Annotated in this window: 21 protein-coding genes; all 21 read right to left on the minus strand. The window is 70.5% G+C overall.

What is annotated here, in order from left to right:
- Nucleotides 1-30 precede the first annotated feature (30 nt).
- Nucleotides 31-564 carry a hypothetical protein gene (locus ABZY12_RS22925; protein WP_356893170.1) on the minus strand — a complete coding sequence of 178 codons (534 nt, stop codon included), beginning with the start codon at nucleotides 562-564 and terminating at the stop codon, nucleotides 31-33.
- Nucleotides 565-634: 70 nt separating this feature from the next.
- Nucleotides 635-883 carry a hypothetical protein gene (locus tag ABZY12_RS22930; RefSeq protein WP_356893172.1) on the minus strand — a complete coding sequence of 83 codons (249 nt, stop codon included), beginning with the start codon at nucleotides 881-883 and terminating at the stop codon, nucleotides 635-637.
- A 54-nt stretch (nucleotides 884-937) separates the two neighbouring features.
- Nucleotides 938-1798, minus strand: a complete 861-nt coding sequence (locus ABZY12_RS22935) for a hypothetical protein (RefSeq protein ID WP_356893174.1) — start codon at nucleotides 1796-1798, stop codon at nucleotides 938-940.
- Between the two features lie 2 nt (nucleotides 1799-1800).
- Nucleotides 1801-2313, minus strand: a complete 513-nt coding sequence (locus ABZY12_RS22940; RefSeq protein WP_356893176.1) for a VUT family protein — start codon at nucleotides 2311-2313, stop codon at nucleotides 1801-1803.
- A gap of 30 nt (nucleotides 2314-2343) precedes the next feature.
- Entirely contained in the window at nucleotides 2344-2475 is a 132-nt protein-coding gene (locus ABZY12_RS22945) for a hypothetical protein (RefSeq protein ID WP_356893178.1), read from the minus strand.
- A 14-nt stretch (nucleotides 2476-2489) separates the two neighbouring features.
- On the minus strand, nucleotides 2490-3089 hold the full coding sequence (locus tag ABZY12_RS22950; RefSeq protein WP_356893180.1) for a hypothetical protein: 600 nt from the start codon (nucleotides 3087-3089) through the stop codon (nucleotides 2490-2492).
- Nucleotides 3090-3516: 427 nt separating this feature from the next.
- Nucleotides 3517-3771 (minus strand): hypothetical protein, encoded by a 255-nt coding sequence (locus ABZY12_RS22955; protein WP_356893182.1) that lies wholly within the window; start codon nucleotides 3769-3771, stop codon nucleotides 3517-3519.
- Nucleotides 3772-4002: 231 nt separating this feature from the next.
- Nucleotides 4003-4185 (minus strand): hypothetical protein, encoded by a 183-nt coding sequence (locus ABZY12_RS22960; protein ID WP_356893184.1) that lies wholly within the window; start codon nucleotides 4183-4185, stop codon nucleotides 4003-4005.
- A gap of 154 nt (nucleotides 4186-4339) precedes the next feature.
- On the minus strand, nucleotides 4340-4852 hold the full coding sequence (locus ABZY12_RS22965) for a single-stranded DNA-binding protein (RefSeq protein ID WP_356893186.1): 513 nt from the start codon (nucleotides 4850-4852) through the stop codon (nucleotides 4340-4342).
- A complete protein-coding gene (locus tag ABZY12_RS22970) occupies nucleotides 4852-5775 on the minus strand; it encodes a hypothetical protein (RefSeq protein WP_356893188.1) in 924 nt (307 codons plus the stop codon). The genes ABZY12_RS22965 and ABZY12_RS22970 overlap by 1 nt, the downstream gene beginning before the upstream one ends.
- A complete protein-coding gene (locus tag ABZY12_RS22975; protein WP_356893190.1) occupies nucleotides 5772-6224 on the minus strand; it encodes a WhiB family transcriptional regulator in 453 nt (150 codons plus the stop codon). Before ABZY12_RS22975 ends, ABZY12_RS22970 begins: the two co-directional genes overlap by 4 nt.
- Nucleotides 6221-6439, minus strand: a complete 219-nt coding sequence (locus ABZY12_RS22980) for a hypothetical protein (RefSeq protein WP_356893192.1) — start codon at nucleotides 6437-6439, stop codon at nucleotides 6221-6223. The genes ABZY12_RS22975 and ABZY12_RS22980 overlap by 4 nt, the downstream gene beginning before the upstream one ends.
- On the minus strand, nucleotides 6436-6999 hold the full coding sequence (locus ABZY12_RS22985; protein ID WP_356893194.1) for a hypothetical protein: 564 nt from the start codon (nucleotides 6997-6999) through the stop codon (nucleotides 6436-6438). The genes ABZY12_RS22980 and ABZY12_RS22985 overlap by 4 nt, the downstream gene beginning before the upstream one ends.
- Entirely contained in the window at nucleotides 6996-7217 is a 222-nt protein-coding gene (locus ABZY12_RS22990; protein ID WP_356893196.1) for a hypothetical protein, read from the minus strand. The genes ABZY12_RS22985 and ABZY12_RS22990 overlap by 4 nt, the downstream gene beginning before the upstream one ends.
- Entirely contained in the window at nucleotides 7214-8116 is a 903-nt protein-coding gene (locus ABZY12_RS22995) for a phage Gp37/Gp68 family protein (protein WP_356893198.1), read from the minus strand. The genes ABZY12_RS22990 and ABZY12_RS22995 overlap by 4 nt, the downstream gene beginning before the upstream one ends.
- A complete protein-coding gene (locus ABZY12_RS23000) occupies nucleotides 8109-8450 on the minus strand; it encodes a hypothetical protein (RefSeq protein WP_356893200.1) in 342 nt (113 codons plus the stop codon). Before ABZY12_RS23000 ends, ABZY12_RS22995 begins: the two co-directional genes overlap by 8 nt.
- The gene (locus ABZY12_RS23005) at nucleotides 8443-8745 is read right to left on the minus strand and encodes a hypothetical protein (protein ID WP_356893202.1); all 303 of its coding nucleotides are present in this window, start codon (nucleotides 8743-8745) and stop codon (nucleotides 8443-8445) included. Before ABZY12_RS23005 ends, ABZY12_RS23000 begins: the two co-directional genes overlap by 8 nt.
- Entirely contained in the window at nucleotides 8742-9245 is a 504-nt protein-coding gene (locus ABZY12_RS23010; protein WP_356893204.1) for a hypothetical protein, read from the minus strand. Before ABZY12_RS23010 ends, ABZY12_RS23005 begins: the two co-directional genes overlap by 4 nt.
- A complete protein-coding gene (locus ABZY12_RS23015) occupies nucleotides 9242-9370 on the minus strand; it encodes a hypothetical protein (protein WP_356893206.1) in 129 nt (42 codons plus the stop codon). The genes ABZY12_RS23010 and ABZY12_RS23015 overlap by 4 nt, the downstream gene beginning before the upstream one ends.
- Entirely contained in the window at nucleotides 9367-9624 is a 258-nt protein-coding gene (locus ABZY12_RS23020; RefSeq protein WP_356893208.1) for a hypothetical protein, read from the minus strand. Before ABZY12_RS23020 ends, ABZY12_RS23015 begins: the two co-directional genes overlap by 4 nt.
- A complete protein-coding gene (locus tag ABZY12_RS23025; RefSeq protein WP_356893210.1) occupies nucleotides 9621-9887 on the minus strand; it encodes a hypothetical protein in 267 nt (88 codons plus the stop codon). Before ABZY12_RS23025 ends, ABZY12_RS23020 begins: the two co-directional genes overlap by 4 nt.
- Between the last annotated feature and the right edge of the window lie 10 nt (nucleotides 9888-9897).

Raw genomic sequence — 9897 nt, forward strand, 5'->3', positions numbered from 1 at the left:
CGGCCGCCGCGAGAAAGTCGAGGACGGCAGTCACGGGGTGGCCGCCTCGTCGGCCTGGCTGGTGTCCTCGTAGGCGAAGAGCAGCGTGGGCTCGATCGCCATGACCCCGTCGTCGATGCGCCGCATCCCGGCGCCGGCGTAGTTGCCGACCAGCGGCGGGTAGCCCTCGATGTGCAGCTCGACGCGCAGGCCCTGAAGGGCGGGCGTCTGGCCGATCTGTATGAACGCGGCGCGCGCCTCGGTGAACTCGGCTTCGGCCGGCTGCCCGGCGTCCTGCTCCCCGGCGGCGGGGGTGCAGAAGGTGTGCGGCGCAGCGTCCCCGCAGGAACAAACTCGGAGCGGCTCGGCGGCGGGTTGTTCGGCGGCCTGGCGGGCGGCGTCCCGAACCCCGGCGGGGAGTACCTTCTCGGCGTCGCCGGGTGCGGCCAGGACCATGGCGTAGGTGGGCAGGTCGTCCTCGACGGGCACGCGCCCGAGGACCAGGCCGCGAGTGGCGAGCCACAGTTCGAGGTGGGGCCAGACGGCGGGGTGAACGAGGACCTGGCGGACGTCGGGGTCGGTCATGGTGTGGCCCTTCTGGGTAGTGTCGGAGGGTGCCCGCCCCGCGCTGCCTGCGGGGCGGGCTGCTGCGTGCTCAGGCGGCGGGCGGCGGCGGGAACACCTCGTCCAGCACGGCACGGATCTCGTCGGCGTCCCGCTGCGTGAGCTCCACGGTCCGCAGGTTCCGGGACCGGCCGATGTACTTCGGGCCCATGAGCCGGTAGCCGTGGCCGCGGTCCTCGTCGTTCACGGCGTTGATGCTCAGCTGGTAGACGGGGAACTGGCGGTCGCTGCTTGCGGTGTCGAGGGTGATGGTGACTTTGCTGGCGGGCTGGTCGGCCATGTGGTGCTCCTTCGTGGGTTCGGGTGGGGCGGGCCGGCAGGTACTACGAGGCGGTCAGGCGGCAAAAAGACCGTGTTGTCGCCAGGCGGGTGGGGCGTTCACGATCCGCTGGTGCCAGCGGAGGGCGTAGGTCGCGCAGTTGGCGCAGTTCTTCCCCCGGTGGGTACAGCCGGAGAGCTTCGGATTGCGCCTGCCGCCGACGGACCAGGCCATCGAGTCGGCGGACACGAGCTGGTCGCCGTAATCGCCCAGGCCATCGGTCTTGACGCCGAAGCCGTGCAGGCTCAGGCCACGGGCGTAGAAGTGGTCGACGATGCGGGCTATCTCCTGGGTGGCCTGCCTGCGGCAGACGGATCCGAGTCCTACGACTGGTGCCGCGGCAAGGTCGACGCCGGCTTCCTCGTACAGGTCGGCGCAGCGCTGGTAGTCGGCGAGGGTCCAGCCCTGCAGGACGGGTATCCATGGCAGGTCGGGGGCGACACGGCAGAGCTCGAGGTAGTTCTGGACGGTGAGCTGCTGGTGAACGCGGACGGCGGTGGAGAGGTCGTCGGGTTCGCCAGCGTTGATGCCGCGGGCTTCTTGGGTTCCGGCGAAGTGCTGACCGTTATGGGTGCCGCCGAAAATCACCCACGGTTCGCACATCCAGTCCTGCGGCGCGGCCCACAGGAGCCGGCCCAGCTGGTCGCGGTAGCGGCGAACCTCCTCGGAGTACTGCTCTGGGGTAAGGCGCCAGCCTCCGTGGTCCTTCAGCTCGGTGAACCCACCCGAGTCGAGAGCCCAGTCGCGGCGCGCAGCCGGGAAGGGGCTGACGCGCTTGGCGAGCCGGTTGCGGGAAATGAACAGCGTCACGCCATCGAGGCGCGGGTCGTCGTCCCAAAGCCAGTTCGCCATGTGGGTACCGAGCATGAACTTCATGGCTAGGCAACCGCCGTCCGGGCCTGGAGCTTCTGGATGAGGGTGATGACGGCGACGGCCGCGAGGGTCATCCACGTCTTGCCGAGGATCTGCCCGGGCAGGTAGTCGAAGTTTCCGAAGGCGAGCTTGAGGAAGATCAGGCTGTCGGCGAGGAGTCCGACCGCGTTCGAGGCGAGCATGGCGGTGAGCAGACCGCGCTGGCGGAGCGGTTCGTAAACGGCGAAGTCGAGAGTCTCGGCGACTGCGAACGCGGCGGCGGAGGCGAGGGCGAACTCCGGGTCGGCGAGCCAGAACGACAGCACCGTGCCGACGATGATCGCGGCGAGGACGGGGCCACGGCCGAGAGCTTCGCGGGCCAGGTCCCGCAGGACCAGCGCCAGGCCGACCAGGTACACGCCCGCAGGGGCGGCCTGGCCGAAGCCGGCAGGGACGGCTCCGAAGTGGGTGACGGCAAGGTTCGCGGCGGGGATGGTGGCGATGTAGGCGGTGAGGGCGGCGGGTCCTGCGATCTTCACGGCGGGCTCCTGTGGAGGCGGATTGGGGGGTCAGGCGGTGGGGTGGTCGTGCGGTTCGTCGGCGTCGAATTCGCAGTCGGTCCAGTGGCACCAGGTCGTGGTGTCGTCGGGGTTCGGGTCGATGTGGAGGAGGTCGAGGCTGTCGTCGTGGTACTCGGGCATGTGGGTCTCCTGGGTCAGGCGGCGGGGGTTGGCATGGGGCGGCCGCACGTGCAGGACACGGCCCCGTCGGTGAGGGTGGGTTGGCGCCAGCGGTGGAACGGGCACGGCTCGACCAGGCGCTCGCCGGGCGGGTGCTGGATGAGCGCGATGCGCGGGTTGTACGGGCCGCCCATCGCCCGGACCGGGTGGGTGTCGCCGCACAGGAGGCAGCGGGCCGTGGTCCCGCCCGGGAGGGGTGCGAGGAGCGCGCGCCGGGAGCCGGGGCAGTTCTTCGGCAGCTGGAGTTCCCGCGGCCCGAACACCAGGCGCCGGCCGCCCGGGGGCTGTTCCTCCTGGCCGGCGCCGATCGCCCGGCCCTCACACGTCGCGCACACCAGCTCCCCGGCGGGGACTCCTTCGGCGGTGAGGACGGGCGCGCGGTCGCTGGAGCCGATGCTGTAGCCGCACCAGGCGGTGTAGCAGTCCCGGCCGCCATGTCGGCTACCGGAGCGGGGCCGGTGCCAGCGGGACATCCCCCGGGTGCGAAGGAACCGGGGGCCGACGGTGAGGGCCTGGATGTCGAGAGAGACGGCACTGCCGGTGGTCGGGGGGAGCAGGGGGACGGTGCCAGGCATGTGCCGCTCCTTCGCGGTGTGGTGGGTCAGAACGGCCAGGGCTGGTCGCCGCCCCACGGGCCGGTCGGCGTGGATCGGCGAGGCCAGCGGCGAAGGCCCTGGCGCTGAAGGTGAAGCCGGTCGTGAATCCGGTTCCAGCGCGGGCATGCGGTCGAGCCGCAGTCGGCGCAGTACGGTTCTGCGCTCTCCCCGCCAGGGTCGGGCGCCCATGCGGTGGCGGCGTGGTGGATCGGGGGGCCTGCGTTCAGCCGGGCCTGTCGGCGGGCGAGCATGCGCAGCTTGATCAGTGACTCGGTGGGCGGCTCGTAGGGGTGCCAGCTGGCCGGGGGCTTCCACTGCCGGGCGTGGCTCCGCGGCCCGAGGCCGCAAATGCGGCAGCCGTTCGGGGAGGTCTGGGGCTCGGGCATGGGCGGTGGTCTCCTGGCGGTCAGGCGTTGGCGGTGGAGCGGGTGATGGACAGGCGGCGGACGCAGCGCAGAACGCACAGGCCCGGCAGATCGGAGAAGGGGTCGTAGAGCCGGTAGCGGGAGTCGTTGCTGCCCTGGAGGTCGGCGTAGCGACAGTGGGGGCAGTCGCACGGCTCGGCAAGGAGGAGGCCGTGGTGCTTGGTCTTGCTGCCGTGGTACTGGACGAGGTCGCCGGGCTGAATGAGGTCGAGGGCGCGGAGCAGGGTGTCGGACATGGCGGTGCCTCCAGACGTGTTGGGTGGTGGGGCCGGACGCCCCGGGAAGGGGGTGTTGGGGCGTCCGGCCGGGGGTTGGGCGGCACTCGTCGGAAGCGGGTCGGTGCACGGAAGGGGGGCCGTGCGGGCCGCGTGTCCGGGTGCCTGCCCGAGGTTGCCCTCCCCTTCTGGAGGGGGAGTTGGAGGGGAGGGCGGTCGGCTCCCCCGGGGGGTGGGGAGCCGGTCTGGGGGCTAGCTGTCCTGGATCGTGTAGTTCCGGGGGTCGTAGCCGAAGTCGGCCCAGTCGGCGGCGTGCTGGGCGGCGAGGGTGCCGGTGAGGTAGGCGCGGGTCTCGTCGATGGCGCCGTCGGAGGCGGTGATGACGCTGCCGGGGACGGTGTAGCCGTTCGGGTCGATGAGGCGGAGTGTGGTCACGTGTCCCCCAGGTGGTGGTGGGTGGTTCGTTGTCGGCTCTGCCAGACTACTCCCAACATAGTGCAGATGCAATATGTTGGGAGAGAAGGGTTCAGCACCCCACGACAAAGGGCCCGCCCCCACCCGGGAACGGGCCCCACGCCAACACCCACCATCAAAACGGCGGCTCCTCCTCCCCTCCCCCACCCCACGCCCCGCCACCGGCCCCCTGCGCGCCCGGCGTCGACGCCGACCACGGATCCCCCACCGACGCCGCCCCCTGCTCCCTACGCGCCGCCTGATACGCATCCTGCCCCCGCCCACCGCCGGCCTTCGTCACCACAGCGGTCGCGCTCTTCAAACTCGGCCCCAGCTCCTCAACATCCACCTCGTACACGGTGCGCTTCACCCCCTCACGGTCCTCGTACGACCGCTGCTTCAACCGGCCCTGCACAATCACCCTCATCCCCTTCTGAAGGGACTCGGCGACGTGCTCCGCGGCCTGCCGCCACACCGAGCACGTCAGGAACAGGCCCTCCCCGTCCTTCCACTCGTTCGTCTGCTTGTCGAACGTCCTCGGGGTCGACGCGATGCGGAACTTCGCCACCGCCACCTGCTGCGGTGTCCAGCGCAGTTCGGGGTCGTCCACCAGATTCCCGACGATCGTGATCACGGTCTCGCCTGCCATTACGCTGCACTCTCCATCTCGCTACGAAGCAGCTCACGCTGCGGGACATACACACGCCGCCACACACGGCGGCCCTCCTCGCGGGCCTTCTTCTTCGTCCGCTCCCACGACCGACTAACCGCGTCAGCCGACATGCCCAGCTCCTCCCCGATCTCCTCCGGGGTCTTCGAAGTCCACTCCATGAGGTGCGCGATCGCCTCACGGCGGCCGACGGCATCCAGGACGACGGACTCACCCATCAGGAACCGGTCCACCACGTCGCCTCCCTGAGCCGGAGCCGGCGCGGGAGCATCCGTCATCGGCACGGCCCGCGGGTCGTCGATCGTGTCGTCGTCCCACGCCAACGCCGAGTGCAGACCAGCCTTGGCGGCATCAGCACGGACGCGCGTCACCGACGCCAGGGTCTGACCGTGCTCCAGCGGATCAGCGTTCCACCACTCGTCGTACACGGCGGCTACCGCACGGGCCAGGCGGGCTGTCACACGATCACGCCCCACGACCTTCTTGAAGTGCGTCGCCCCGAACCCCACGCGCTCCGCAATCGCACGCCGGGAGAATCCCTGTACCGCCAGGGCCTCGACCCGCCGACGGGTGCCCGTAACGTCGATTCGCGCAGCATCGGGGAAGTCCTGCAGCGACGGCCAGTAGGCCAGGATCAACTCCGCCGTCTCATGACGAACCTGCTGACCGGGGCCCCACTTCCCGCGGCCCCACATCAGGTGCTGCAGCGACGAGTTCTGAGCCAGGCCAAGGCGCTCACAGATCGCCATGTACGGCATCCCGGCCGCGTTGACCTTCCGCAGGTGCTCTCGCACGGGGCCAGCGTCCACGAAGGGCTGCCACTGGCCAAGGCTCTGCAGCCTGCGCCTGCGGGCCTGCCACCGGGCATTCGCCGCGCGCTCCGCTTCCGTCGTCACGCTCACGCCGCCACCTCCTGCGCGGCCGCCGTGTCACGGTCGAACCGCCTGATCGCCGCGCTCACGACCGTGCGATCCACGTTCAGCCGGGACGCCATTACACGCTGCGCAACCCCAGCCTTCCGCCACGCGAGGATCTGCTCACGGGACTCCACACACCGATCCATCGCGGTACCAGCACTGCGAGGAGCCACCTTGGTCAGCTGCCAGCGTTCCTCCTGCGTCAGCCCGCCCAGGACGCCGAACTGCTGCCCCGTCTCGAAGGCCCAGTCGAGGCACTCACTCCGCACAGGGCACCCCTGGCAGACACGCTTCGCCTGCTCGGCCTTGGCCTTCGTCGCACCGCCGGGGCCATCGGGGAAGAACAGCTCGGGGTCTACGGTCTGGCAGACCGCGTAGTCCCGCCAGTGGTCAGAAACGGCGACTGTTATGGGACGGCGGGTTCGGGTGGTCATCGGGTCCTCCGGGTGAGGGTGGCGAGCGCGGCCGCGGGGAGTGTGCCGGGCCAGGCGACGGTGACGAGGGCGAGGAGCAGGGAGACGGCGATGGGGTTCACGTCGGTGGCGAGTTGCAGTCGGGCGTCGCGCCGGATGACGTATGGCCAGAGGTGCGCGAGGCCGCCTATGCCGGCGAGGTAGAGGACGAAGGCGGCGGCGGCGATCCAGGTCATGCGGCGACGCCGGTGGGGATGTCGGGCCAGACGGCCTTGGTGATGGCGCCGCGGTTGGCTTGGGGCATGGGGGTGATGGGGTGGCCGAGCCAGTCGCGGCCGGCGGCCATGAGGACGACGGCGTCGGCCGCGTTGTCGTCTCCGTTGGTGGGCCAGGTGGGCCAGCGGCGGGCAACAGCGTCGACGATGAGGTTTTTGGTGGCGGCGCCCTTGCCGGTGGCGTAGAGCATCCGCTGGTTCGTGGACATGAGGCCGATGGGGATGTTGCGGGCGATGAGGTGGCTGTAGACCTCCCACCAGAGCCAGCCGCGTTCGTGTGCGCCCCCACCGGAGCGGGAGGGTGCCGGGGTCTCGAGGACGACGAGGTCGGGTTCACCGATGTGGAGGATGACGTCGCGTCGTACTTGTTCCATGGCGGCGAGGCGCTGGGTGTGGGGGAGCTTGGTGATCGGGTTGTTCTTGTCGGTGTAGCCGGTGACGTGGCACCAGCCGTTGCTGGAGGCGATGCCGGTGGCGGTGAGGCTGGTGTCGAGGCCGATGACGGTCGGGGGCGTGGTCATGTGGTGAGGTCCTTGAGGTGGTAGACGCCTTGGGGTGTGGTGCGGAGGTGTGAGGCGCGGCCGGGGAGGTTGCCGAGGTGCCAGAGGCCGCAGTGGCGGCATTGGTAGGTGCGGAAGTGGCCTCCGCCTTCGCGGCGGATGGTGCTGGCGCGTTGTTTGGCGTGGGCTCGGATGAGGAAGCGGGTCTTGCCGTAGCAGGACCGCTCGTAGTCGTTCACCGCATGGCGGGGTAGTCGTCGTGGAGGCGGCCGTCGAGTTCGCGGCCGGCGGCCTTCTTGCCGACCCTGGCGATCTCAACGCGGTGGCCGATGTCGTCGACGGGGTCGCCGACGAGAAGGGTGCCCTTGCTGGTGCCGCCGATGACGAGGTAGCCGGTGGGTGCGTACTCGCCCCACTGCTTGAACAGGAACGGCACGTCAGCCTGGGCGCATTGGTCGCGGAGGCTGGTGGCCCACGTAGGGCTCATGGGCCGGGCTCCCCGGCCGGACTCTCCCCCGGCGACGACCCAGTCCAGGCCGTGGCCGTGCTCGCTCCCCATGGTCCTGACGGCCTGCTTCAGGTCGACGGGGCCGAGGAGGGGTTCGGCGGAGATCCAGCGGATGGCGGCCGGGGTACGGAGGAGTGCGGGGATGCGGATGTCGGCCCACTGCTGGTTCTCGACGGAGACTCCGAGCCACAGGTTCGGGAGCGGCCAGGCCCAGGCGCTCGGTTCGAGGCCTTTGCCGATGGCGCGGGAGCGGACCTGGTCGACGAAGTGGGAGTCGTTGAGAAGGGTCCGCATGCGGGCGTGCCGCTTGGTGAGGAGCTGGAAGGTGTGCCGTCGGGAGGCGGCTATGACGGCGAAGATGTCGGCGATCCAGGCCTGGTCGATCTCGTTGTGGAAGAGGTCGGACATGGAGTTGACGAAGACCTTGGCGGGCTTCTTCCAGGACAGGGGGTCGTTGACCTTATGGGCGCGGAGCTGGACGTCGAAGCCGTGGGGGAACGCGGCGTGGCCGCGGAAGCGTTCGGCGATGGTCTTGGCGTAGCAGTTGTCGCAGCCGGCCGAGATTTGGGTGCAGCCGGTGACCGGGTTCCAGGTGCGGTCGGTCCATTCGATGGTGGTGGTGTCACCCATGGCGGGGCTCCTCGTGTCGGGGCTGGATGGCGCGGATGAGGGCGTGGTGGCGCTGGGTCTCGAGCGGGGCGATCCGTTGGGCTTCGGCGAGTGCCTCGTCGCGGGTGTAGCGGTAGATCTCGGAGCGGGCGAGGACGCCGCGGTGCTCCCAGCGGGTGCCGGTCCAGGCGTCGCCGTCGAGGGCGATGGCCCAGCCGTCGGCGTGGCCGTCGAGGCGCTTCTGGACGAGGAGGTCGGCGAAGGGGCCGAGGGGGTGGCCGGGGCAGGGGATGCGGAACTCGGCGGCGAGGTCGAGGGTGGCGGCGAGCTGGGCGATGTAGTCGTGGTCAGTCACCGGTGGTCACCTGCCCCGGCTTGTGCTGGGCGCATTCCCAGTTGGCCCGGAGGTTCTCGCGATAGTGCGCCATGGTGATGAGTTCCATGTAGCGGCCCGCGCGATCATCTTCGTCGCGCTCGCGCTTGGTCTTGCTGAGGTGCTGGTGTGCCTGCTTCGCAGTGGCGTACACGACGCCTCGTGTCGGTACGGCGACGAGCGCGGCAACGATGCACCCGCACTTCTCGCGCTGGAGCCATCCGCAGGAGGCCAGAGGCAGGTTCTTGCCGTCGATCTCGACCATCAGGGTGTTCATGTCTGGGGGTGCTCCTTCGTCTGTTCGTTGCGGAGGCGGGTGACGTTGAGGGGCTGGGTGTCGGCGAGGGTCCGCACGATCGGGGTGGCCGGCGGGTCCGGTATGGGGGTGCCGTGGGTGTCGGTGCAGTCGAGGGCGGCCATGCGGGCGGTGTGGAGGGTGGACGGGTTGGTGACGGTGGTGGCGTGGTGGGCGCCGTTGGGGCAGGGGGTCCAGGCGGTGAAGAGGGGGGTGTGGTCGCCGTCGTGGGTGAGGAGGGTGCCGTCGGTGAGGCGGGCGTAGGCGCGGTTGCCGGTGGCGTGCCAGGCGAGGACGGGTATGGGGAGGCGGGCCATGGCGGAGGCGAGGGCGGCGCGGGCTTCGGCGAGTTGGGCTGTGTTCGGGGGGCCGACGATCCGTCGCACGGGGAGGGGGCGGCGCAGGTCGACGAGGGTGAGGCGGGGTGCCGGTGTGGTGGCCGACTTGGGGGTGCGGCGGCGGGCGCGGGTCTTGGTGCTCATGGGCGGTCTCCGTCCGGGGGGTCCTTGGGGGGTGTGGTGCGGGTGCCGAGGCCGTGCTGGGAGAGCACGACCATGGCGGCGGCGATGAGGCCGAGTGCGAGGGCGATGGCGGCGGGCCAGGTCACGGGGTGTCGGCGTCCTCGGGTTCGGTGGGGATGCGGTACGTGGTGCCGTCCATGTCCTGCTCGAAGTGGAAGTCGTGCTGGTCGGTCGGATCGGCGAGCACCAGGCCGAGGGCCTCGCGGAGTTCGTCGTCGAGGAGGAGAGCGACGGGGTGGCCGTCGTCGGTGAGGCAGCAGACGATGGTGTCGTCGCGGGGGTCGGCGGGGTGGATGACGGTGCGGTCCCAGCGGATGACGAGGGGGTCGACGGTGTTCACTGCTTCACCGCGTTCACGTCGGTGTGCGCGAGCTCGGTCTCGGCGGCGGCGACGGTCTCACGTTCCATGCGGACCTCGGTGATGCGGTCGCAGTAGCCGAGGGCGCGCAGGAGGTGGGCGTGCTCGACGTACTCGGTGGCGAGGGCGATGAGCTGGTCGAGGGTGCGGGTGTGGGAGTCGTCGTAGGCGTCGGCGCGGCCTCCGGCGTACTGGGGGTCGTGGCGGTAGCCGCCGGGGGCGGTTGTGAGGGTCAGCTCGCTCATGACGGGGGTC

This window comes from Streptomyces sp. NPDC006551, assembly GCF_040611675.1.
Taxonomy (GTDB): domain Bacteria; phylum Actinomycetota; class Actinomycetes; order Streptomycetales; family Streptomycetaceae; genus Streptomyces.